General features: G+C 38.0%; 24 protein-coding genes and 1 other annotated feature. Of the genes, 23 read left to right on the top strand and 1 reads right to left on the bottom strand.

Features of this window, described 5'->3' with window-relative positions; all coding sequences use genetic code 11:
* Positions 1-10: 10 nt before the first annotated feature.
* From sigE to pyrE, 21 genes are all read left to right on the top strand, one after another.
* A complete protein-coding gene (gene sigE / locus NSQ77_RS18855; RefSeq protein ID WP_339227613.1) occupies positions 11-730 on the top strand; it encodes an RNA polymerase sporulation sigma factor SigE in 720 nt (239 codons plus the stop codon).
* A 123-nt stretch (positions 731-853) separates the two neighbouring features.
* Positions 854-1,636, top strand: coding sequence for an RNA polymerase sporulation sigma factor SigG (gene sigG / locus NSQ77_RS18860; RefSeq protein ID WP_095308508.1), 783 nt, complete (start codon positions 854-856; stop codon positions 1,634-1,636).
* Positions 1,637-1,760: 124 nt separating this feature from the next.
* Positions 1,761-2,024 carry a YlmC/YmxH family sporulation protein gene (locus NSQ77_RS18865; protein ID WP_339227614.1) on the top strand — a complete coding sequence of 88 codons (264 nt, stop codon included), beginning with the start codon at positions 1,761-1,763 and terminating at the stop codon, positions 2,022-2,024.
* A 165-nt stretch (positions 2,025-2,189) separates the two neighbouring features.
* Positions 2,190-3,008: a peptidoglycan editing factor PgeF gene (pgeF, locus tag NSQ77_RS18870; RefSeq protein WP_339227615.1), complete on the top strand. Its 819-nt coding sequence runs from the start codon at positions 2,190-2,192 to the stop codon at positions 3,006-3,008.
* A 19-nt stretch (positions 3,009-3,027) separates the two neighbouring features.
* Positions 3,028-3,699: a YggS family pyridoxal phosphate-dependent enzyme gene (locus tag NSQ77_RS18875; RefSeq protein ID WP_339227616.1), complete on the top strand. Its 672-nt coding sequence runs from the start codon at positions 3,028-3,030 to the stop codon at positions 3,697-3,699.
* A gap of 29 nt (positions 3,700-3,728) precedes the next feature.
* The gene (locus NSQ77_RS18880) at positions 3,729-4,160 is read left to right on the top strand and encodes a cell division protein SepF (RefSeq protein ID WP_339227618.1); all 432 of its coding nucleotides are present in this window, start codon (positions 3,729-3,731) and stop codon (positions 4,158-4,160) included.
* Between the two features lie 6 nt (positions 4,161-4,166).
* Entirely contained in the window at positions 4,167-4,433 is a 267-nt protein-coding gene (locus NSQ77_RS18885; RefSeq protein ID WP_339227619.1) for a YggT family protein, read from the top strand.
* A 54-nt stretch (positions 4,434-4,487) separates the two neighbouring features.
* Entirely contained in the window at positions 4,488-5,264 is a 777-nt protein-coding gene (locus tag NSQ77_RS18890; RefSeq protein WP_339227620.1) for a YlmH/Sll1252 family protein, read from the top strand.
* Positions 5,265-5,571: 307 nt separating this feature from the next.
* Positions 5,572-6,075 carry a DivIVA domain-containing protein gene (locus NSQ77_RS18895; RefSeq protein WP_339227621.1) on the top strand — a complete coding sequence of 168 codons (504 nt, stop codon included), beginning with the start codon at positions 5,572-5,574 and terminating at the stop codon, positions 6,073-6,075.
* Between the two features lie 64 nt (positions 6,076-6,139).
* Positions 6,140-6,359, top strand: a binding site (T-box leader).
* Between the two features lie 99 nt (positions 6,360-6,458).
* The gene (ileS, locus tag NSQ77_RS18900) at positions 6,459-9,215 is read left to right on the top strand and encodes an isoleucine--tRNA ligase (RefSeq protein ID WP_339227622.1); all 2,757 of its coding nucleotides are present in this window, start codon (positions 6,459-6,461) and stop codon (positions 9,213-9,215) included.
* A gap of 143 nt (positions 9,216-9,358) precedes the next feature.
* Complete coding sequence (gene lspA, locus NSQ77_RS18905; RefSeq protein ID WP_339227623.1) at positions 9,359-9,829, top strand: signal peptidase II; 471 nt, start codon at positions 9,359-9,361, stop codon at positions 9,827-9,829.
* The gene (locus tag NSQ77_RS18910) at positions 9,826-10,737 is read left to right on the top strand and encodes an RluA family pseudouridine synthase (RefSeq protein WP_339227624.1); all 912 of its coding nucleotides are present in this window, start codon (positions 9,826-9,828) and stop codon (positions 10,735-10,737) included. Before lspA ends, NSQ77_RS18910 begins: the two co-directional genes overlap by 4 nt.
* Positions 10,738-10,912: 175 nt before the next feature.
* The gene (pyrR, locus tag NSQ77_RS18915) at positions 10,913-11,455 is read left to right on the top strand and encodes a bifunctional pyr operon transcriptional regulator/uracil phosphoribosyltransferase PyrR (RefSeq protein ID WP_339227625.1); all 543 of its coding nucleotides are present in this window, start codon (positions 10,913-10,915) and stop codon (positions 11,453-11,455) included.
* A gap of 231 nt (positions 11,456-11,686) precedes the next feature.
* Positions 11,687-12,613: an aspartate carbamoyltransferase catalytic subunit gene (locus NSQ77_RS18920; RefSeq protein WP_339227626.1), complete on the top strand. Its 927-nt coding sequence runs from the start codon at positions 11,687-11,689 to the stop codon at positions 12,611-12,613.
* The gene (locus NSQ77_RS18925) at positions 12,570-13,853 is read left to right on the top strand and encodes a dihydroorotase (RefSeq protein ID WP_339227627.1); all 1,284 of its coding nucleotides are present in this window, start codon (positions 12,570-12,572) and stop codon (positions 13,851-13,853) included. Before NSQ77_RS18920 ends, NSQ77_RS18925 begins: the two co-directional genes overlap by 44 nt.
* Positions 13,846-14,946 (top strand): carbamoyl phosphate synthase small subunit, encoded by a 1,101-nt coding sequence (locus tag NSQ77_RS18930; RefSeq protein ID WP_339227628.1) that lies wholly within the window; start codon positions 13,846-13,848, stop codon positions 14,944-14,946. Before NSQ77_RS18925 ends, NSQ77_RS18930 begins: the two co-directional genes overlap by 8 nt.
* Complete coding sequence (gene carB, locus NSQ77_RS18935; RefSeq protein WP_339227629.1) at positions 14,939-18,139, top strand: carbamoyl-phosphate synthase large subunit; 3,201 nt, start codon at positions 14,939-14,941, stop codon at positions 18,137-18,139. Before NSQ77_RS18930 ends, carB begins: the two co-directional genes overlap by 8 nt.
* Entirely contained in the window at positions 18,139-18,891 is a 753-nt protein-coding gene (locus NSQ77_RS18940; RefSeq protein ID WP_339231088.1) for a dihydroorotate dehydrogenase electron transfer subunit, read from the top strand. Before carB ends, NSQ77_RS18940 begins: the two co-directional genes overlap by 1 nt.
* Complete coding sequence (locus NSQ77_RS18945; RefSeq protein WP_339227630.1) at positions 18,888-19,805, top strand: dihydroorotate dehydrogenase; 918 nt, start codon at positions 18,888-18,890, stop codon at positions 19,803-19,805. The genes NSQ77_RS18940 and NSQ77_RS18945 overlap by 4 nt, the downstream gene beginning before the upstream one ends.
* Positions 19,802-20,515, top strand: a complete 714-nt coding sequence (gene pyrF, locus NSQ77_RS18950) for an orotidine-5'-phosphate decarboxylase (RefSeq protein ID WP_339227631.1) — start codon at positions 19,802-19,804, stop codon at positions 20,513-20,515. Before NSQ77_RS18945 ends, pyrF begins: the two co-directional genes overlap by 4 nt.
* A complete protein-coding gene (gene pyrE / locus NSQ77_RS18955) occupies positions 20,499-21,113 on the top strand; it encodes an orotate phosphoribosyltransferase (protein ID WP_339227632.1) in 615 nt (204 codons plus the stop codon). The genes pyrF and pyrE overlap by 17 nt, the downstream gene beginning before the upstream one ends.
* A 425-nt stretch (positions 21,114-21,538) precedes the next feature.
* Here the strand turns inward: pyrE and NSQ77_RS18960 are convergent, their stop codons facing one another.
* Entirely contained in the window at positions 21,539-22,303 is a 765-nt protein-coding gene (locus NSQ77_RS18960) for a class I SAM-dependent methyltransferase (protein ID WP_339227633.1), read from the bottom strand.
* A gap of 124 nt (positions 22,304-22,427) precedes the next feature.
* Between NSQ77_RS18960 and NSQ77_RS18965 the strand changes: the two genes are divergently transcribed.
* Together NSQ77_RS18965 and NSQ77_RS18970 are read left to right on the top strand one after the other, a co-directional pair.
* Positions 22,428-23,291, top strand: a complete 864-nt coding sequence (locus NSQ77_RS18965; protein ID WP_339227634.1) for a LysR family transcriptional regulator — start codon at positions 22,428-22,430, stop codon at positions 23,289-23,291.
* A 106-nt stretch (positions 23,292-23,397) separates the two neighbouring features.
* Positions 23,398-23,820 (top strand): organic hydroperoxide resistance protein, encoded by a 423-nt coding sequence (locus tag NSQ77_RS18970; RefSeq protein WP_339227635.1) that lies wholly within the window; start codon positions 23,398-23,400, stop codon positions 23,818-23,820.
* Positions 23,821-24,637: the final 817 nt, after the last annotated feature.

Genomic DNA, 24,637 nt, shown 5'->3' on the forward strand with positions numbered 1-24,637 from the left:
GTGGGGAAGTATGGCTCTATGGAAAATTAAGCTAAAATTGCGCTGGTATAAATTATTGATTAAATTAGGGTTAAAGTCTTCGGAAGTATACTATATTGGTGGAAGTGAAGCATTGCCTCCTCCACTTTCGAAACAGGAAGAGCAGGAATTATTAATTCTTTTGCCAAAGGGTGACAAATCAGCAAGAGCAATGCTAATAGAACGAAACCTTCGTCTTGTCGTCTACATTGCACGCAAATTTGAAAATACAGGTATCAATATTGAGGATTTAATCAGCATTGGTACAATCGGCTTAATAAAGGCAGTGAACACATTCAATCCAGAAAAGAAAATTAAGCTGGCAACTTATGCATCAAGATGTATTGAAAACGAGATTCTAATGTATTTGCGCAGAAATAATAAGCTTAAATCAGAAGTTTCGTTTGATGAACCATTAAATATCGATTGGGATGGAAATGAGCTTTTATTATCGGATGTTCTTGGTACGGAAGAAGATATTATTACTAAAAATCTTGAATCAAATGTGGATAAATCATTGCTGAAAAGTGCATTATCAAAATTAAATGCCCGTGAAAAACAAATCATGGAGCTGCGTTTTGGACTGATTGGTGAAGAGGAAAAAACACAAAAAGATGTTGCTGACATGCTAGGAATTTCTCAGTCTTATATTTCGCGTTTGGAAAAAAAGATTATACGAAGGTTGAAAAAAGAATTTAATAAAATGGTGTAGCCATATTTTATAAGGTTTTCATCATATTTTTACAGACTTTCTAAAATCTGTACGTGCATAAAAACCCTCAGCAGGGGAGATACTGTCCTTGAACAGCATCACCGACTGGGAGGGTTGACTTAAATGACTAGACATAAAGTTGAGATATGTGGTGTTGATACATCAAAACTACCTGTACTTAAAAATGAAGAAATGAAGAAGCTATTTGTAAGAATGCAGCAAGAAGGAGATATTTCTGCGCGAGAAGAACTTGTAAATGGAAATTTAAGACTTGTATTAAGCGTGATACAACGATTTAATAATCGGGGAGAATATGTCGATGATCTATTTCAAGTTGGCTGTATTGGACTAATGAAGTCAATCGATAATTTTGATTTGTCACATAACGTAAGATTCTCCACGTATGCTGTTCCAATGATTATTGGAGAAATCAGAAGATACCTAAGGGATAATAATCCAATCCGAGTATCTAGGTCCTTACGTGATATTGCTTACAAAGCATTGCAAGTGAGAGAAAAGCTAATCAGTAAAACATCAAAAGAGCCCACCCCTGCAGAAATTGCAGCTGAAATGGGAATTCCGCATTCCGATATTGTGTTTGCTCTTGATGCCATTCAGGATCCAGTGTCATTATTTGAACCGATTTATAATGATGGTGGAGATCCAATATTTGTTGTTGATCAGATTAGTGATGATAAAGATAAGGATTCAACCTGGGTTGATAAAATTTCATTGAAAGAAGGGATGCACCAATTAAATGAACGAGAAAAAATGATTTTGAATAAACGATTTTTTCAAGGTAAAACGCAAATGGAGGTTGCCGATGAAATTGGCATCTCTCAAGCTCAAGTATCTCGTTTAGAGAAAGCTGCTATAAGTCAAATGAATAAGCAAATGTTTGAATGAAGTTAATTAAAAATCATATAAAATCAGGAAAGACAGGAAAATCCTGCCTTTCCTGATTTTTTTCTGCGGAAAGATGAAATAAATTAATGTGTTCGCATATAGTTTAATAAGGCAGGTGAGGATATTGATCAAATTATCAGAGTTACAATTAAAGGAAATTATAATTATGGATGATGGCAGAAGGTTCGGTCATATTACAGATTTAGAGATTGACGGTAACACGGGTAAAATTATTGCTATTGTCGTGGAAGCGAGAGATAAAAAGAGTGGCATGTTAAAAAAGGCAGATGAATTAATGATTTCATGGGATCACATTGTTCGAATCGGTTCGGATGTAATACTTGTCAACGATGTTCAGGGGCCAAATTTATATGGAACGGTAAAATAGAGATTGCATGAAAAAGCTTAATTAAAAACCAAAATATGATAAAATAAGACAAGTCTATTTTTTTGCAAGTAAGGAAACTTTTATAATTTCTTTCTTGCAAAAGTGCAACGAGGGCATCCGCCTAAAGATTGGCGAATGCCAAGTTTTCTAATCAGGAGGTTTACAATGAATGAAGTCTTTAAAGAGAAAGATAACTCTTATCTCAACATAGAAAAATGGCAGGAAAAACATCCTGGACTTGTAGCAGGCTTCACTACAAGAAATGGTGGAGTAAGCGAACACCCTTACCATACCTTGAATTTCGGTTTCCATGTTGCTGATGAACAGAAGCATGTCATAGAAAACCGCGAGCTCTTAGCAAATAAGCTGAATTTTCCATTGCAAAACTGGGTGTCGGGGGAACAAGTACATCGAACGGAAATCAAGTATGTAACGGATCGAGATATGAGTAAAGGCTCAGTTTCTTATGCCAGCTCAATTAAAGGAACTGATGGGCTCGTAACCAATCAAAAAGGATTATTATGTACAGCATTTTTCGCAGATTGTGTTCCCTTATTTTTCTTTGATCCGATAACGGGATACATTGGAATTGCACATGCAGGCTGGAAAGGGTCTATAAACAGAATTGCTGAAAAAATGGTCGAAGCTTTTATAAAGGTGGATGTGAAAGCGGAAAACCTATTAGTAGCTATTGGTCCTTGTATTTCCCAGCAAAATTATGAAGTGGATGAGCGAGTGGTTCAATCGATTCGTGAAACAGATAGAGTAAATGTGGTCCGTTCACTCGGCAAGAATCGATTTTTATTAGATTTAAAGCAATTAAATGTAGATATCCTTTTACAATCTGGGGTATTACGTCATAATATAGAGATAACAAATTATTGCACTTACCGTGATGAAAATATATTTTTCTCTCATCGAAGAGATCATGGTAAAACTGGAAGAATGTTAGGGTTCATCGGATTTTCAGGAAGGATTACATGATGGAGGAGTTATACGTAAAATGGAAGTCGCAGCAAATTTGGCAGTCATTCAAGATAAAATAGGACAAGCATGTACAAAAAGTGGCCGTAGGCCTGACGAAATAAATGTTATTGGAGTTACGAAATATGCTACAATAGAACGAACAGAGGAAGCAGTGGAAGCAGGGGTTAAAAATCTTGGCGAAAATCGTAACGAGGGGTTCTTAGAGAAATATCAGAACATTGGTGACAAAGTAACATGGCATTTTATTGGAACCTTGCAGTCACGGAAAGTAAAGGACATTATTGACAAAATAGATATGCTCCATTCGTTAGACCGAGTTTCACTGGCAAAAGAAATAAATAAACGAGCGTCATCTTCGGTCAATTGCTTTATACAGGTCAATGTCAGTGGAGAAGCATCCAAGCATGGATTGCGAGCAGAAGAGGTAATTCCCTTTATTGAGGAAATTGAGAGATACGAAAAAGTACATGTAGTTGGATTAATGACAATGGCACCTCATATCGAAGACAAAGAGGAGATTCGGAAGGTATTTCAGAACTTAACTTCTTTAAGAGACCGTATTAAAGCAAAGCAAATTCATCATGCACCGTGTGAATTCCTTTCCATGGGAATGAGCAATGATTATGAAATTGCAATCGAAGAAGGTGCTACCCATATCCGAATTGGTTCCCAATTAGTTGGTGATTGATCGGAAACCTAAGTGAAGAGGTGATCGAAATGAGTATCAAGAATAAAATTAAAAATTATTTCACCATGGATGATGAATACGAGTACGAATACACACAGGAAGAAGTCACACCGGAAAACATAGATAATACAAAGCAACAAACACAAAAGGTTGTGAGCTTGACGAGCATGCAGCAATCTACATCAAAAGTAGTTTTATGTGAACCAAGAACTTACAATGAAGCACAGGAAATAGCAGATAGTATTGTAAATAGACGTGCAGTTGTCATTAATTTGCAACGTGTCGATCATCAACAAGCTAAACGAATTGTTGATTTTCTTAGTGGCACGGTCTACGCTGTTAATGGCGATATTCAGAAGCTAGGCGCTGAGACATTTTTATGCACACCGGATAATGTCGAGGTATCTGGAACAATATCCGAAGCATTTGCCCCGCAAGATGAATTTGAAAAAGGATGGTAGTAGTGGATGATTGAAATATTTAGAGTATTAGATTTTGCATTTATGATTTATGGTTATGCATTAATTGTGTATATATTCATGTCATGGTTTCCAGGTGCCAGGGAATCATCATTTGGTCAAATATTGACCAAAATTTGTGAGCCTTACTTAGAGCAATTTCGCAAATTTATCCCACCAATTGGCATGATTGATATTTCGCCAATCGTTGGTATATTTGTACTTCATTTAGCACGGTTTGGATTGCTCCAGTTCTTCCAAATGTTTTTATTTTAGAACAGCGGCAATCAGGAAGATTTTGACGAATTATATGTTAAAGGAAGTAACAAGATGGACATTTACCAGCATTTTAGAAAAGAAGAACAGCCTTTTATTGATCAAGCATTATCGTGGAAGGAACGTGTTGAACAGACATTTCAGCCAAAACTTACAGACTTTCTTGATCCGCGAGAACAGCAGCTTGTTGAAATGCTCGTCGGTTTGAATAACCCCGAATTAAAGCTTGATAAGCATGGCGGTGGATCCGAAACGGAACGTAAACGAATGGTAATTGCTCCTTTCTATGAGGAGATAACAGATGACTCTTTCGAATTGACTTTGCTTCAGGCAACATACCCAGCTAAATTTATTACTATTGAACATCGAGATGTGATGGGAGCTTTTTTATCAATGGGGATAAAGCGTAGAAAGCTAGGGGATATTTATGCGGCAGACGGTCTTATTCAAATAGTACTCGCAGATGAAATCAGTTCATATGTCACTGCAAATCTGACAGGAATAAAAAAAGCAGCTGTTACATTTGAAGAAAAGCCATTCGCATTTTTGAAAAAAAAGCAAGAAAGATGGGTGGAAGCAGACAAAACGGTTTCGTCTTTAAGATTGGATACGGTAATTAAGGAAATTTATCATATTTCTAGAAAAGATGCATCCACTTCCATTGAAAAATTGCAGGTCAAAGTAAATCATAAAGTTGTAGATGACAATAAATTTCAGCTGCAAGAGGGCGATATGATTTCTTTGCGCGGGAAAGGGCGCAGCAAGCTAATTGCTATCAACGGCATGACAAAAAAGGATAAATGGAAAATTAGTGTTGCATCTTTAAAATAAATTACAGGTTTTGCAGGATTTTCTATTTTTTTGTCGAAATTATTAAAAACGGCTTCTTGAAAGTGTGGGTTCAAAGAGGATGAAAAGACAGTGGTTGGCTAGATATGCAACAATCTGGGTCTGCGATTGCTCGACCAATTGAAAAGATTTTTGCAAAGCTGACACCGGCACGTGTTGGCAGCTAGTTGAAGGTCTGCTGGGTCTTGATGCGTCATTTTGCCGGACTTTTTGAACAACCCCTTAAATACAACTTTGAAAAGTTTTCGATTTTATATTAATATATTTATACCTTGAGGAGGTGGCCATTGTGCCATTAACACCATTAGATATTCATAATAAAGAATTCACAAGAAAAATCCGCGGTTATGACGAAGATGAAGTAAATGAGTTCTTGGATCAAGTAATTAAGGATTATGAAACGGTTATTCGTGAAAAAAAGGAATTGGATGAAAAAGTCAAACAGCTGAATGAAAGACTAGGTCATTTTACGAATATAGAAGAAACCTTGAATAAATCCATTCTAGTTGCACAAGAAACTGCAGAAGAAGTGAAAGGTAATGCAACAAAAGAATCCAAGCTTATTATAAAAGAAGCAGAAAAGAATGCAGATCGTATTATTAATGAGGCATTAAGTAAGTCACGCCGTATTTCAATGGATGTAGAAGAATTAAAGAAACAGGCTAAAGTTTTCCGGACAAGATTACGTATGCTTGTACAGGCGCAATTGGACATGCTTGGTACGGATGATTGGGAAGAATTATTTAAAACAGAGCTGGGCGAAGAACTCGATTTGATTGAAAATGAATCTTAAACCTTGACGTTCTTAAGAATTTTACATATAATTCATACAAGATATGCGTCAATTATAATTAACATATAATACGTTGATGGAGAAAGTATAAAAGGATGTGGCTGAAAAGCGAGCCAGGAAATGGTGTGAGCCTGGTTCAGCACACTTTTAGAAAATCACTCTTGAGTATCCATTGTGAACTTTAGTAATGATGGACGGCTTATCCCCGTTACGGATGTCGAGTGAATTTAAAATATTTATTTTAAATTTATAAGGGTGGTACCGCGAGTCTTCTCGTCCCTTTTGGGATGAAGAAGGCTTTTTTGTATTCAAAAGCGAAAGCGCCTGGTGGTAGCCGAATTAAGAATGTAAATACCAGCATATAATTTAAGGAGGAAGGCTAAATGGATTATAAAGAAACATTATTAATGCCAAAAACAGAATTTCCAATGCGAGGAAATTTACCAAATAAAGAACCAAAACGCCAAGAAAAATGGGAAGAAGCAAATCTCTATGAAAAAAGTCTTGAGCGGACAAAAGGAAGACCACTATTCGTTTTGCATGACGGGCCGCCATATGCAAATGGAGATCTTCATATCGGGCATGCCTTGAATAAAATCTTGAAAGATTTTATTACTCGTTATAAATCCATGTCGGGTTACCATGCCCCATATATTCCAGGTTGGGATACGCATGGTCTGCCAATTGAAACAGCTTTAACGAAAAATAAGAAAGTAAAACGTAAAGAAATGAGTGTGGCTGAATTCAGACAGCTTTGTGCAGAATACGCACTCGGACAAGTAGACAGTCAGCGAACTCAATTTAAACAGCTTGGCGTTCGTGGTGACTGGGATAATCCATATATCACATTAACGAAGGATTATGAAGCAGCGCAAATTAAAGTATTTGGAGAAATGGCAAAAAAAGGCTATATCTACAAAGGTTTAAAACCGGTTTATTGGTCTCCATCTTCTGAATCCGCATTAGCAGAAGCAGAAATTGAATACCAAGATAAGCGTTCACCTTCTATTTATGTTGCATTTGAGGTTGTGGATGGTAAAAACTTATTAGATGGCGGAGAAAAAATTATCATTTGGACTACAACACCATGGACCATTCCTGCTAACCTTGGTATCAGTTTGCATCCAGAACTAGAGTACAACGTTGTTGAAGTAAACGGTGAAAAATATGTTCTGGCACATGCTTTACTGGAAGATGTTGCTGAAGAACTTGGATGGGAAAATGTGCAGATCATAAAATCATTTAAAGGTCTTGAAGCAGATCGTATCGTTGCAAAACACCCATTCTATGATCGTGACTCTCTCGTAATGCTTGGTGAACATGTAACAACTGACGCTGGTACTGGTTGTGTTCATACTGCACCAGGTCATGGGGAAGATGACTTCTATGTATCGAAAAAATATGGCATTGAAGCACTTTGTCCTGTTGATGATAAAGGTGTGTTTACGGATGAAGCACCTGGTTTTGAAGGTTTATTCTACGATGCTGCCAATAAATTGGTTACGGAAAAACTGGAAGAAACAGGTTCTCTATTGAAAATGAACTTTATTACACATTCATATCCACATGATTGGAGAACAAAAAAACCAACAATCTTCCGTGCAACAGCTCAATGGTTTGCATCTATTAAAGACTTCCGTCAAGATATTCTTTCTGAAATTAAGGAAGTAAACTGGTACCCAAACTGGGGTGAAACGAGACTTTACAATATGGTGCGTGACCGTGAAGACTGGTGTATCTCAAGACAACGTGCATGGGGTGTTCCAATTCCTGTGTTTTATGGCGAAGACGGTACACCGATTATTACAGATGAAACGGTTAACCATGTGTCTGAATTATTTAAAGAATACGGATCTAACGTATGGTTTGAGCGAGAAGCAAAAGACTTGCTGCCAGAAGGATTCACATCAGAGCATAGCCCGAATGGAACATTCACGAAAGAAACAGATATTATGGATGTTTGGTTTGATTCTGGATCATCTCATGAAGGAGTATTAATGAACCGTGATGATCATCGCAGACCGGCAGATATATATCTGGAGGGAAGTGACCAATACCGCGGCTGGTTTAACTCATCTCTATCCACTGCAGTAGCAGTAACAGGAAAGGCGCCTTATAAAACAATTATTAGTCATGGATTTGTGCTTGATGGTAATGGAAGAAAAATGAGTAAATCACTTGGAAACGTCATTGTGCCATCCAAAGTCCAAAAACAGCTCGGTTCTGATATTTTACGTCTGTGGGTTGCTTCTGTGGATTATCAATCCGATGTTCGTATTTCGAACGATATTTTAAAACAAACATCGGAAGCATATCGTAAAATTCGTAACACATTCCGCTTCCTGCTTGCGAACCTTTCTGATTTCAATCCAGCAACAGATGCAGTAGCTGAGCGTGATTTAGAAGAAGTGGATCGTTACATGCTGCATCGCCTGCAGCAATTGCTTTCTGATGTACGTGAAAGCTATGAAAATTATGAGTATGCACCAATTTTCCATCAAATTCACAATTTCTGTGCGGTTGATTTAAGTTCCTTCTATTTAGACTTCGCAAAAGACGTTCTATATATCGAGGCAGCTGATAATAAACGCCGTCGCAGTATTCAAACTGGCTACTATGAAGTTTTGACAACGTTGGTTAAGCTACTCACACCAATCATTCCACATACTACAGATGAAGTATGGGAATACATCCCAGGTGCGGAAGCAGAGAGTGTACAATTAACGGATATTCCAGAACCAAGAGAAATCGCTGGCATGGATACATTAGCCGCGAAATGGGATCATTTTATGAATGTTCGTGATGATGTACTGAAAGCCTTGGAAGAAGCCCGAAATGACAAGGTTATTGGTAAATCATTGGAAGCTAAAATTACAATTGTTCCAAAAGATGAAGAAACGAAAGAAGTTCTAACAAATATGGAACACTTACATCAATTCTTAATTGTATCGGAAGCAATTTTAAGTGAGAATGATGCATCTGCAAAAGAATATAAGTTTGTTGATGTTGCTGTTGAAAAGCATCCTGGCGAAAAATGTGAACGCTGCTGGGTTGCCTCAGAAACAGTTGGTGAGGATCATGATCATCCAGAACTCTGTTCACGTTGTGCAAATGTAGTCAAAGAGCATTACACCGTATAACCAAATGTGAAATCCCATAATAGCCCTCTTGAAATAAGGGGGCTATTATTATTGAAAAAGTGAAGAATAAAGTATACTATAAAAAAAGACTTCGCAAAGGGTTATAGTTTTTTTACGAATATGGATGAATCGGGGGAAATAAGATGATTTGGTATTACGTCATCGCGCTTTTTATTATTGGAATCGATCAAATTACTAAATGGATAATTGTTAGCACGATGGAAATTGGCGACCGGATAACGATAATTGAAAATTTCTTTTATATAACATCACATCGAAATTCAGGCGCAGCTTGGGGAATTTTGCAAGGTCAAATGCTGTTTTTCTATATTATAACGGCAATCGTTGTTTTGGGTATCATCTATTATATGCAAAAATTTGCGAAAAATGATATGTTCCTTGCGGTTGGTTTAAGCTTTATTCTTGGTGGTGCAATTGGTAACTTTATTGATCGCTTATTCCATCAAGAAGTAGTTGATTTTGCTGATTTCTATATTTTTAACTATAATTTCCCGATCTTTAATGTTGCCGATTCGGCTTTAACAATTGGTGTTATTTTCGTCATTATTGCAACAATTATGGATGAACGAAAGAAAGGAAAGACAAAAAAATGACACAATTTCAACATGAAGTAACAGAGGAACAGAACAAAACAAGAGTTGATAAACTTTTAGCTGCAATAAATCCAGAGCAATCCCGCTCACAAATTCAAGGCTGGATTAGTAAGGGACATGTGCAGGTTAATGAAGAGGTAGTAAAGGCAAATTTTAAATGTGTAACAGGCGATATATTAACATGGTCGATTCCAGAAGTTGAAGAACTGGATATTCAAGCTGAGAATATTCCATTGGAAATAGTTTATGAAGATAGTGATTTACTAGTTGTTAATAAGCCGAAAGGGATGGTTGTTCATCCTTCAGCAGGACATCAAACAGGTACATTAGTGAATGCATTATTATATCATTGTAAGGACTTATCTGGTATCAATGGGGTAGAAAGACCAGGAATTGTCCATCGTATTGATAAAGATACAAGCGGCCTTCTCGTAGTTGCGAAAAACGATAACGCACATGTAAAGCTATCCGAGCAATTAGCAGATAAGCATGTAAAACGTAAGTATGAGGCGATAGTACATGGAGAGATAGGTCATGAATCAGGTGTCATTGATGCGCCGATTGGCAGAGACCCAAAGGACCGGCAAAAAATGGGCATTGTTGATAATGGTAAACCAGCAATTACACATTTCAGTGTTATCAAGCATTTTCCGGACTATACACATGTAGAATGTCGCTTAGAAACAGGTCGTACTCATCAGATTCGGGTACATATGAGGTATATTGGTTTTCCACTTGTCGGTGATCCGAAATATGGACAGCGCAAAACACTTGATGCAGATGGACAAGCACTGCATGCAAAAGTTCTTGGGTTTACTCATCCGCGAACAGGAGAATGGCTGGAATTTGAAGTAGAAGCGCCACGTGTTTTTCAAGCCGTATTGGAAAAGATTAAAAGTATGTATTGACAGATGATAATTTGTTTGTAATAATAAATGAAGATTAAGAATTGAGACCTTTAAATAATAGTCCTGTGAGGCTAAAAAGGAACGGTTTGTTCGTTAGGAATCGTATGTTCAAAACCCTTTTTTTCCTGCAGGAGAAGAGGGTTTTTAGTTTGTATTAAAAACGGGGTGTATTTAAATGAAGAAAAAGACAGAGATATTAGATACAGCTGCTATCAATAGAGCATTAACCAGAATGTCCCACGAAATATTGGAGAAGAATAAGGGGGGCGAAGATATCGTCCTTGTAGGCATAAAAACAAGGGGAGTCCCACTTGCAAAGCGGGTTCACGATAAGATTAAACAAATAGAAGCGATTGAAGTACCGCTTGGTGAACTTGATATTACACTATACCGTGATGATTTGGAAAAAACTACAGCCGATAATGAACCAGAAATTAAGTCAGCAACGATAGATGTAGAGTTAACAGGAAAGAATGTTATTTTGATTGATGATGTCCTTTATACTGGACGCACAGTACGTGCAGCAATGGACGCAGTGATGGATATCGGCAGACCATCAAGAATCCAGCTTGGTGTACTTGTTGATCGGGGACATCGAGAATTGCCGATTCGCGCAGATTATGTAGGAAAGAATATTCCAACCTCTGATAAGGAAATTATAGTCGTTCAACTTGATGAAACAGATGAAGCAGAACATGTTTCAATCTTTGAAAAATAAATAGCTACAACTTTTAATCAAATCCAGAGAGATTTGAAAGGTTGTTTTTGAGAAATACGTGTATACACTACACGTCTACCTCTTTGCAGCCTTTTGCAAAGAGGTTTTTTTATTGCTCTTGAAATAATTTTAAATGGAGCCATTGTTGCTAGTTGAAGAATGATAAACCATAAAGTTAAAGTTCAAGTTCCAGAAAAAATCCTAAAACGTTCACTAAAAGGAGTGGAAATAATGAGACATTTTATATCGGTTGATCAGCTAACAGAAAAGGATATTTATTCTATGTTACAAAAAGCAGAGAGCTACCGAAGCCAAAAGGTGAAGGACTTAACCCGGCAATTGTTTACAGCCAACCTCTTTTTTGAACCTAGTACCAGAACAAAGATGAGTTTTATCGTAGCGCAAAGAAAAATGGGATTCGAATCACTTGATTTTCATGAGGATACATCAAGTGTAAGAAAAGGTGAGTCGCTTTATGATACAGCCAAAACGTTTGAAGCAATTGGAGCCAATCTACTTGTTGTGCGTCATGAGTCGGATGATTGGTATAAGGATCTGGAAGGAAAGATTTCTATACCAATGATTAATGCAGGAGCAGGCAAGGCTGAGCATCCAACCCAATGCATGCTCGATCTATTGACGATTTATCAAGAATATGGACGTATCGAAGGTCTAAAGATAGTAATCGTCGGTGACATCAAGCATAGCCGGGTTGCCCACTCTAATGCAAAGGCACTGTCTAGACTAGGTGTAGAAGTATACTTATGCGCCGCTCCGGGATTTGAAGATCCAGAACTTGAATTTCCTTATATTTCAATTGATGAGGCAGCAGAGATATGTGATGTTGTGATGCTGCTCCGAATTCAGCATGAACGACATGTGCAGAAAAATGAAACAAATGATTACTTGGAGCTTTATGGATTAACAAAAGAAAGAGAAAGAAAGATGAAGGAGAAGGCAATTATCCTTCATCCAGCGCCGATTAACCGCGGGGTAGAGATTGATACCGAGTTAGTGGAATGCAGGCGTTCACGAATTTTTAAACAAATGGAAAATGGTGTCTATGTGAGAATGGCAATTATGTCACACGTATTAAATGAATGGGGGATTATGAATGAAAACTTTATTGAAAAACGCCAAAAAGTTAGCAGCTACTAATGAGTTGGAACTATGTGAAATTTTAATTCAAGGAAATAAAATAGAAAAAATCGCACCAAGTCTTTCTGAAGAAGCAGATGAAATAATTGATTTACAAGGAAAGCTTGTTTTACCAGGATTTATTGATGTGCATATTCATTTACGTGAACCAGGTGGGGAACATAAGGAAACGATTCTGACAGGAACAGAAGCAGCAGCGCGTGGGGGTTATACGACAGTATGTGCTATGCCAAATACAAATCCTGTACCAGACAGTAAAGAAGCATTGGAAGCACTTTGGGAAAAAATTAACACGGATGCGAAAGTTCGCGTTCTTCCTTATGCAGCAATAACAAAGGGGCTAAAAGGCGAAGAACGAACAAATATTAAGGAATTACTTGAATTAGGAGCATTTGCTTTTACCGATGATGGTGTTGGCATTCAAACGGCTGACCAAATGCTATCTGCCATGAAGGAAGCAGCAGCATGTGGTGCGGCAATTGTCGCTCATTGTGAAGACAATTCAATTGTATATGGTGGTGTCGCACATGATGGGGAAGTTAGTGAACGATTAAACCTTCCAGGGCTACCATCCTTAAGTGAATCAGTGCAAATTGCAAGGGATGTGCTGCTTGCTGAAGCTGCAAATTGTCATTATCACGTCTGTCATGTAAGTACAAAGGAATCCGTTCGTGTCATTCGTGATGCGAAACGAGCAGGTATCAACGTTACTGCTGAAGTAACACCACATCATCTATTATTAAATGAAGAAGACATTCGGGAAGTAGATACGAATTTCAAAATGAATCCACCATTACGTGCAAAAGAAGACCAGCAAGCACTGATTGACGGATTGCTGGACGGAACGATTGACTTTATTGCAACAGACCATGCTCCACATGCAGCCGAAGAAAAAGCAAAAGGTTTTATCCAAGCACCATTTGGAATCGTAGGACTAGAAACGGCATTCCCGCTTCTGTATACACACTTAGTAGAAACAGGAAAGATTACACTTGTGCAACTAGTTGAATGGATGACGGCAAAGCCAGCGAATGTTTTTGACCTTCCATACGGAACGCTCGAGGTTGGAAAGGTTGCAGACATGACAGTAGTCGACCTTGAAAAAGAAAATGTTATTGATAAAGAGACTTTCTATTCTAAAGGAAAGAATACACCATTTGATGGTTGGCTTGTTAAAGGTATACCAGTCGTAACAATTGTAGAAGGAAAAGTAGTGTATCAGGAGGCTGTTCATGCATAAAAGACAATTGGTTCTAGAAGACGGTACAGTATTTATTGGTGAAGCATTTGGAAGTGATTGTGAATCAAGTGGAGAAGTTGTATTCAACACAGGAATGACAGGCTACCAAGAAGTAATTACTGATCCATCTTATTACGGTCAAATTGTAACAATGACTTATCCAATTGTGGGAAACTACGGAATTAACAGAGATGATTTTGAAACAGTCATTCCTTTTATTAACGGATTAATTGTAAGAGAAGTGTGTGATGCTCCGTCTAACTTTAGAAAAGAGGAGAACTTAGACCAATTTCTTAAAGCACATGGTATCCCGGGAATTACTGGGGTCGATACGAGAAAGTTAACGAAGATCATTCGGAAGTATGGAACAATGAAAGCTGTGATTTCGGATGTCACTACTTCAACAGAAGAACTGATCATGCAAGCAGAAAAATTAAATTTACCAACGGACCAGGTGAAAAGGACTTCTACACTTAACCCATATGTCGTCCCTGGTCGTGGTAAGCGAATTGTTATGGTAGATTTCGGTGCAAAACATGGAATCTTACGTGAATTAACGAAGCGTGACTGCCATATAACAGTAGTCCCATATAATTATAGTGCGGAAGAAATTTTACGATTAAAGCCGGACGGGCTGATGCTGACAAATGGTCCAGGAAATCCAAAACATGTTCCAGAAGCAATTGACATGATTAAAGACATTTTAGGCAAGGTTCCGTTATTCGGGATTTGTCTCGGTCATCAGTTACTAGCACTGGCATGTGGTGCAGATACAGAGAAGATGATATTTGGTCACCGTGGATCGAATCATCCCGTGAAAGATTTAAAGAATGAAAGAACGTACCTTACTTCACAGAATCATAGTTATGCAGTTAAAGCAGAATCGTTGGAACATACAGCACTTGAGCTAACGCAAGTAGCGTTGAATGACAATTCCGTAGAAGGTATCCGACACAGGAGTTATCCTGCTTTTTCTGTACAATATCACCCAGAAGCGTCACCAGGACCTGAGGATACAAACGATCTTTTTGATGTATTTTTGCAAATGGTTGAAGAGGCTCAAGTGAAAAGGGGGGAAGAAGTATATGCCTAAAAACACAACGATCCAAAAAATATTAGTTATCGGTTCTGGACCAATTGTAATCGGTCAGGCAGCGGAATTTGATTATTCTGGTACACAGGCTTGCCAAGCATTGAAGGAGGAAGGATATAGCGTTATTCTTGCAAACTCAAACCCGGCAACGATTATGACAGACCATACGGTAGCTGATAAAGTTTATATGGAACCACTAACTGTAGAATTTTTGACAAAAATCATTCGTAAAGAACAGCCTGACGCATTGCTTCCAACACTTGGCGGTCAGACTGGACTGAATCTAGCAATGGCATTAGAACAAAGTGGTGCTCTTTCCCAGTACAATGTTGAGCTATTAGGAACAACTTTAGAGGCAATTCAAAAGGCAGAAGATCGTGAGAAATTTAGAGATTTAATGCACGAATTAAAGGAGCCTGTACCAGAAAGTAGTATCGTCAATACGGTGGAACAAGCGCTTGATTTTGCCGCAGAAATTGGTTATCCATTAATTGTTCGACCAGCATATACACTAGGTGGTACTGGTGGTGGAATGTGCTATAACGAGCTGGAATTAAAAGAGATAACAAAGAATGGGTTAGCATTGTCGCCTGCCAATCAATGTCTTATCGAACGAAATATCGCTGGATATAAAGAAATTGAATATGAAGTAATGCGAGATAAGAACGACCAGGCAATCGTCGTTTGTAATATGGAGAATGTAGACCCCGTCGGTATTCATACTGGTGACTCGATTGTTGTTGCACCATCACAAACATTAAGTGATCGCGAGTATCAAATGCTCCGAAATGCTTCGTTAAAAATTATCCGTGCACTATCCATTGAAGGTGGTTGTAATGTGCAACTAGCACTTGATCCGGATAGTTTTAATTACTATATTATTGAGGTGAATCCAAGGGTAAGCAGGTCATCTGCATTAGCTTCTAAAGCAACAGGTTACCCAATTGCAAAAGTAGCTGCCAAAATTGCTGTCGGATATACACTGGATGAAATTATCAATCCGATAACTGGAACAACGTATGCATTATTTGAGCCAGCACTGGATTACGTTGTAACAAAATTTCCGAGATTTCCATTTGATAAATTTACAGCCGGCGATCGCAAATTAGGAACACAAATGAAAGCAACTGGTGAAGTGATGGCAATTGGACGTAATTTTGAAGAATCTTTATTAAAGGGTATCCGCTCCTTAGAGCTTGGAACAGAAGAACTCTGGTTAAAATCACTCACGGATGTCTCCGAAACAGAACTCGTAGAACGTATGGAAAAGGCAGATGATGAACGTATTTTTGTTATTGCTGAAGCACTTCATAGGGGAATTACAGTGGAACGAATTTTTCAGTTAACAAAGATCGATCGTTTCTTTCTTGTGAAATTCGAGAAGTTAGTGAAGCTTGAACAAGAATTGCAAGAACAGCATTTTTCCAAAGAAATCTTAGAAAAGGCAAAACGACTAGGTGTGGCTGATGCACAAATTGCAAGACTATGGAATACGTCCATCGATGAAGTTTTTACGTATCGAATGAAAGAAAATGTGAAGCCAGTTTATAAAATGGTTGATACATGTGCAGCAGAATTTGAATCAGTAACACCTTATTTTTACAGTACGTATGAGGATGAAAATGAATCAATTGCATCGAATCGGAAGAAAATTCTAGTTCTTGGTTCTGGCCCAATTCGCATTGGTCAAGGGATTGAGTTTGATTATGCGACCGTTCATGCAGTGCTTGCGATTAAAGAGATGGGTTATGAGGCGATCATCATGAACAATAACCCTGAAACGGTTTCTACCGATTTTAGTATCTCTGACAAGCTTTACTTTGAACCATTGACACTTGAAGATGTTATGCATGTAGTAGATTTAGAGCAGCCAGATGGAGTTATCGTACAATTTGGTGGTCAAACAGCAATTAATTTAGCAGCAGGGCTAGAGCGAAGAGGAGTTGCCATTTTAGGAACAAGTTTGGAAGCAATTGATCGTGCGGAGGATCGCGATAAATTCGAAAAGTTACTAGATGAACTAAATTTACTAAGACCAACAGGCAAAGCTGTCCAGAAACTCGAACAGGCACAGGTGGTAGCAAGTGCAATTGGCTATCCAGTGCTCGTCAGACCTTCTTATGTGATTGGTGGAAGTAGGATGGAAATTGTTTATGATGACGAAGAGTTACAAGCCTATCTAAGAAAAGCGAATCATTTAAACGCAGAGCATCCAATTTTAATCGATAAATACCTTACTGGAATTGAAGCAGAGGTAGATGCGATAAGTGATGGAGAAATAACAATTGTACCGGGAATTATGGAACATATTGAGCGAGCGGGTGTACATTCTGGAGATTCCATGGCAGTTTATCCACCGCAACGGCTCAGTGAAGCGGTTAAACAAAAGTGTATGGATGCTGCTGATCAAATTGCAAAAGCTCTTCAGGTAAAAGGGTTGATAAATATTCAGTTCATTATTCGAGGAGAAGATGTCTACATTCTCGAAGTGAATCCACGCGCAAGCAGGACGATTCCCTTCCTAAGCAAAATAACCGGTGTAACGATGGCAGCTATCGCAACAAAATGTATTTTAGGAATAAAGTTAAAAGAGCTCGGGTATGAATCTGGAATTTTACCAGAGGATAGCAATGTGTCCGTGAAGCTACCGGTATTTTCCTTTGAGAAACTAAGAAGCGTTGATACGATTTTAGGACCGGAAATGAAATCAACGGGAGAAGCAATCGGTTATGATAAGACACTGGAAAAGGCATTATATAAAGGGTTACTTGCAGCAGGATTTACCGTTCCGCATGAGGGTGGTGTGCTATTAACAGTGGCAGATAAAGATAAACCGGAAATGCTAGAAGTAGCTGAACGTTTTCATCAGCTTGGATTCGTGCTTTATGCAACAGAAGGAACGGCAGCATATGTGAGAGAATTAGGCAATTTCCCAGTTATAGAAGTAGCAAAAATTGGCCGGGCTGAACCAAATGTCCTTTCGATTATTGAGAATGGCGAAGTTCAATTAGTAGTGAACACACTTAATTCGGGTAAAAAACCTAGATCAGATGGTTTCTTAATTCGCAGGCAGGCGGTTGAGCATGGTATCACCTGTTTAACAAATATGGATACTGCGGATGCTATTCTAAATGTGATTGATTCAACAACATTCAGCGCAAAGCCAATAGGAGAAAAAGAGGCAATAATATGATAATACAAAAAGAAAATATGGTAATTAAATCAGTAAAGCAAATAGCACTGGATACAATTGAAATGGTACTTGAAAATACGTACATTAGCAAAACTGCTAATCCAGGTCAATTTCTACATGCATCGATTGAAGGGCATACATTACGCCGACCTATTTCGATCGCTGATATCGATCAAGAAAAAGAAACAGTTACAATTTTATTTAAAATTTTAGGTAAAGGTACGGAAAAGCTTGCAACCTATCAAGCCGGGATGTCGTTTGATGTGCTTGGTCCAAGCGGGAATGGCTTCCAGATTGATGATACACGAGCAACATACCTTCTAATCGGGGGAGGGATTGGTGTCCCTCCACTGTATTATCACGGGAAAAAACTTGTAGAAAAGCAATGTCAGGTTATTTCAATTCTTGGATTCCAAACAGAAGCAAATGTGTTTTATGAGGAAAAATTTCAAGCACTCGGAAAGACGTTTATTGTGACAAATGACGGTTCCTATGGTGAAACAGGGTTTGTAACAGATATTATTGAAAAAGCAGGTCATTTTGATGCTTACTTTTCTTGTGGGCCAGTGCCGATGCTTAAAGCAATTACGGAAAAGCTTCCTGCTAAACCTGGATTAATTTCCTTAGAAGAGCGGATGGGCTGTGGTGTTGGTGCGTGTATGGCATGCATCATACCTACTGCAGACGGGAAAGGGTATCAGAAAATTTGTAGTGATGGGCCAGTATTTCATGCGCAGGAGGTATCCTTATGACAAATTTAGCTGTACGCTTACCTGGTCTTGATTTGAAAAATCCAATTATGCCTGCATCTGGATGTTTTGGCTTTGGAAAAGAATATAGTCAGTTTTATGATTTAGGCAAGCTTGGTGCAGTTATGATGAAGGCTGCAACAGGCACTGAACGAATAGGCAATCCGACACCTCGGGTTGCAGAGACAGCATCTGGAATGTTGAACGCAATTGGGTTGCAAAATCCAGGAGTTAAAAAAATCATTGAAAAGGAAGTTCCATTTCTTGCAGCCTACGATACATGTATCATAGCCAACATCGCTGGAAGTACGCTAGAAGAATATGAAAAAGTTGCCAGCGCATTTAATGAAACAGACCTTGTACATGCGCTAGAATTAAACATCTCATGTCCGAACGTCAAAGAAGGCGGTATCCAGTTTGGAACGGATCCAAGCTTGGCGCAGGCGGTTACTGAAATAGTGAAAAAGGCTAGTAATCTCCCAGTTTATGTGAAGCTTTCGCCTAATGTAACCAATATAGTCGAAATGGCAAAAGCAGTAGAAGCAGCAGGTGCAGATGGGCTATCTATGATTAATACATTAACAGGAATGCAAATACATTTACCATCAAGAAAACCATTGATAGCAAATAAAACAGGCGGCTTATCTGGTTCAGCTATAAAACCGGTAGCAATTCGTATGATATATGAAGTAAAGCAGCATGTTGATATTCCCATTATTGGAATGGGTGGCGTGACGAATGCAGAGGATGTGCTTGAATTTCTATTAGCAGGAGCAAGTGCTGTAGCTGTCGGTACAGCGAATTTTTCCAATCCGTATATATGTCCTGAAATTATTGATGCACTGCCAGAAACATTGGAGCACTATGGTTTTAATTCGGTGGAAGAGGCCGTTGGAAAGGGGATTGTGTCTGTATGAATGAGAATATTTACTTAGCATTAGATTTTCCAAGCTGGCAAGAAACAAAGCTATTTCTGGATACCAATCACTTGCATGGTGTGCCTGTGAAAGTTGGTATGGAGCTTTTCTATCGCGAAGGACCACTGATAATTGAGAAATTGAAGCAACAGAATCATGCTATTTTTCTGGATTTAAAATTGCATGATATTCCAACAACAGTAATGCGCGCAATGAAAAATCTTGCCAGCTTGGGGATCGACTTGGTTAATGTCCATGCCCTCGGTGGTGGTGAAATGATTCGCTATGCAAAAGAAGGACTTGTAAGTGGCAGCAATGGGAAGATTCCTAAGTTAATAGCTGTTACGATTTTAACTTCGATGGAACAGCAAGTTCTAAATGAACAGTTAAGAATCTCGGGCAATGTGGTAGAGAATGCTGTGTATTTTGCAAGTGTGGCTCAAGACAATGGGGCAGACGGTGTTGTTTGTTCTGTCCATGAGGCAAACCCAATCAAAGCATGCTGCGGTGATGCTTTTCTAACTGTAACACCGGGAATACGTTTAACAGAATCGGATAAAAATGATCAGAAGCGCATTGCAACTCCGGACTTTGCCAGGGATAATGGTTCAGACTTCATTGTCATTGGCAGAAGTGTCACACAGGCAGTGAATCCATATGAAGCGTATCAGCGAGTAGTAGAGGAGTGGAAACATGATATTAAAGGATGAGTTAGTGAGGGATTTATTAAAGATAAAGGCAGTGCAAATCAATGCAGATAATTACTTTACATGGACGTCAGGCATCAAGTCGCCAATTTACTGCGACAATCGTTTAACGATGTCTTATCCGGTTGTTCGTAAAAAAATCGTAAATGCATTTGTTGAAAAAATCGCCGCAATGGAAGAGAAGCCAGATGTTATTGCAGGCTGTGCAACTGCAGGTATCCCTCATGCAGCATGGCTAGCTGAAAAGTTAGACCTTCCAATGGTTTATGTGCGTTCGAAGCCAAAAGGACATGGGAAGGGAAATCAAATTGAAGGAAAAATATCCAAGGGACAAAAAGTACTTGTTATTGAGGATTTAATTTCCACTGGCGGATCCTCCATCGAATCGGCAAAAGCACTCCAAGGAGAAGGGGCCGACATTCTAGCCGTTTTTGCAATCTTTACATATGGGTTAAAAAAAGCAACAGAGCAATTTGCAGTTGAAGCAATTACCTTAGATACAATAACAAACTTTGATGAATTAATAGAAGCACTTGTAGAAGACGGCAAGCTGACTACTACTAATAAAGCCGAATTATTAAAGTGGCGGGATAGCTTATAGTGCTTGATTTAAGTGTATATAGGAAAGAAGCTGAGGACTAGTGTCAATTATGGATTGTGCGTATACTCGCACCGGAAGCATACTTCGCGCACCTTGGGGGGACCTGACGCTTCTTGAACTATCGTTCTGCGAAGTTTCACTCTGGCCACGTTTCCCGTAGGAATCTACGCATGCTTCCTACGCTAATTTGTTTTGCTACCTTCCACAATACAATGACAAACGAATCCTTCATTCTAACCAGTCCGGGTGAGTGAAGGGCGGTGAATCCAGTGGGAACAGCACGTGTCTGAAGCCTTGCCCACGGAAAGCATCCGCCTGGAGCGATCCCGGACGGTGGGGCTTACTCATAGCCCAGCAATTAGTTTGTAGTTTATATAAAATATAAATAAAGAAATATTTATTTTGTTATTAGGCTAATTCACGGATTACTTTTCATACAAAGCCATCCATTCATCAATTGCAAAGGATTGTATACCGCTTCTTGCATCGAATTTAAATTGATAATAATTCTGAGTGCTTTCAGGTGCGCTAATCAGATAGTGGGAAACATTTTCGATTTCGTCGATAGAATCAAGAGTACGGTGTACCCATTCAGCATATGGAAGAATCTTTTTTCGATTTGTTTCTTTTAACAGCATTAACTTATTTTTTTCAAGCATCGGCTTCCATTCGGATATTTTTCGAGAACGCACGTGGCTATTATCTCGCATCTTTTCAAGCGTGTTAATGAATTCGTCGTAGTGTTTATTTTCGGCTGCAATATTATCGATGAAAAGAAATTTTCCCGACGGATTTAACACGCGTTGAACCTCATCAATGAATTTCTCTGCATCCGGAAAATGATGTGCAGCAATACGACAGGTAACGATATCAAAGTAATTATCAATAAATGGCAGATTTTCAGCATCAGCAATAATAAAATGCGTATTTATTAAATCACTTAAATACTCAGCTGTATTTTCCAGCATTTCCTTTGTAATGTCAGTGGAGAATACAGTTTTTACGTATGGAGATATAGTTTTTGTTACATGCCCACCGCCTGTAGCAATATCTAATACCACCATATGTGGCTTTAACTCTAACCATTCCTTTAAAAGCTCTAAATCTGAACCGCCAGCATGTGTGCTGCTCGATACATATGCTTCTTTATTTTTACTGAATACTTCCATCACTTTATTCTTTTCTTCCATTTTATCTCTCTCCTTTTATAAAAAATTCGATTATTCCTACATTTATTTTAAGCTTATACATGCGATAAGTAAAATACTGATATATAATCATTAGTAATTATAAAAAGTTATCAGGGGGATTCTAATGAAAATCGATGACTATGAATTACTATTGAAATTAAATGAGGTTGGTACAATTAGAGGGACAGCAAAGCTTATTCTTATTTCACAGCCAGCTGTGACACAACGTTTAAAATTTATCGAGGAGCACCTTGGTGAATTAATCTTTATACGAACGTCAAAACGACTGATGCCAACTCCAAGTGGGGAAATTATTTTAGAGCATGCCAAACAAGTAGTTGAACGAGAGAGAGAGTTAAAAAATAAATTATCAGAAGCAGGTAAAGATATTCAAGGAACATTATCAATTGCTTGTTCTTCCTTGATAAGCCAACGATTTCTACCAGCAATTCTAGGAAAATTCACTGCAGCGTATCCAAAAGTGGCGATTGATCTTGTAACAGGAATCAGTGAGGATATAAAAAGAGATCATAAAAAATATCATGTTTGTATCATTCGGGGAGAGAAGTTAAAGGAGACAACCTCAATACGTCTATTTGATGATCCACTGTATATGTTTGACACAGAGCCATTCCCCGATAATCAAGTAAAGGAACGTCCGCTTATATCCTTTAAAAGTGATGACAGTATGCATGAACTAGTTGATAATTGGCTTTATCATCATCAAGATCAAATTAAACCATTGAAAACAATGACCGTAGATCAAATTGAAACGTGCAAGCAATTTATGAAGCAGGGAATTGGGATGGCAGTATTGCCGAAAAGTGTCTCCACTTCATTGATGGATACATATCCGCATATTCCACTTGAATTAGACGGAGAGACTGTAGCACGGTATACGTGGCTTTGCTACCAGGAAGGAATCCGCAAACTGCCACAGGTTGATAGATTTATAGCAGCACTTACGGAAACGGCTTTTCTTGCTTAATGCAGTATTATTTTTATTAATTGTTAAAGTTTTAATTCTGTATTATGTTTAACAATTGTATGAAAAAGGAATTGTTTAATAAATACGAAAATGGGAGTGAACGTTAATGAGTGATGTAATTTTCACTGCAAAAGCAACCGCTACAAATGGACGGGATGGCCATGTGAAATCAGAGGATGGTTTAATCGATCTTGAACTTGTAAATCCTGCAACTAATAAAGATGATAAGAAAGGTTCAAATCCAGAACAATTATTTGCCGCAGGTTATGCAGCTTGCTATGATGGAGCATTAAATTTAGTTGCGTCTAAGCAAAATTTTAAAATTGATTCAGAAACGACAGCGGAAGTAAGTTTTATGAAGGATGAAACAGATGATGGATTTAAAATTGGTGTAACGCTGAATATTGAAATTGAAGGGGTCAACCCGGAGGAAGCCCATGATTTAGCAGAACGAGCACATCAAGCATGTCCATATTCGAAAGCTACAAGAGGAAATATTGAAGTAAAATTAAACCCACAAGTAGTATAATTGGTGTTGTTAAATGTACTGTAATAGGTGTTAAAACAATAAACAATAAAAGATAAATGAATTAACAACGCGGTTCCTGCAACTTAAAGGGTTACATTATGAGGTTCATTTTCAAAAAAAATACCTCTGAAATGACATTAAAATGGACCGTTAATATAGCAAACAAACGTCGTCTAAACTGACGACGTTTGTTTGCTATTAATGTTTAAATTACAAATATACGGTAAGATAACTTTATGAAACAATGTACTTAAAATAATGGCAGAATACTACAATAAGAAATTGCTACCTATACGAACAAGTTTGCTATTTTATTAGTGGTGTAGCAATTTTAAATAATAGGCTGAATAAACGATGGGTTACACTATCAATTATTTGCCAGTTAATTTTTGATAAAGAGGTTAAGTGGGTTGATAATTTAGGAGTATGTTTTATGATGTTCTTGTTTATTTTATTACATAAATGTTCGAAATACCCTTATAAATGGAAGAAATAATGATTACAAATAAATAATTTTCCAAGAGATTTGTTACGAATTGGAGCAATAGTTGAGCAAGATGATCACTTCCGATGATCGTTTTTTTCTAATTTTAAGGCCAAATATTTTTTCGAATATTATGTTAAAATTGAAATACAGTTATATTGAGCTGAAAGTGCAGTCAGAGGAAAAAGAATGAAGGAGGACTAAAATGGCTTATAAATCTAATTTTGTGACACAAAATCAAGACGAAATAAGTTTTATTGAAAATTTTCGAAGCATGATAGTGGTGGATTTTTTCAACCGACGAGGGCAGACTGTTGGGGTATTCTCGTGTCA

The sequence above is a fragment of the Oceanobacillus sp. FSL K6-2867 genome, assembly GCF_037963145.1.
Taxonomy (GTDB): Bacteria; Bacillota; Bacilli; order Bacillales; family Amphibacillaceae; genus Oceanobacillus.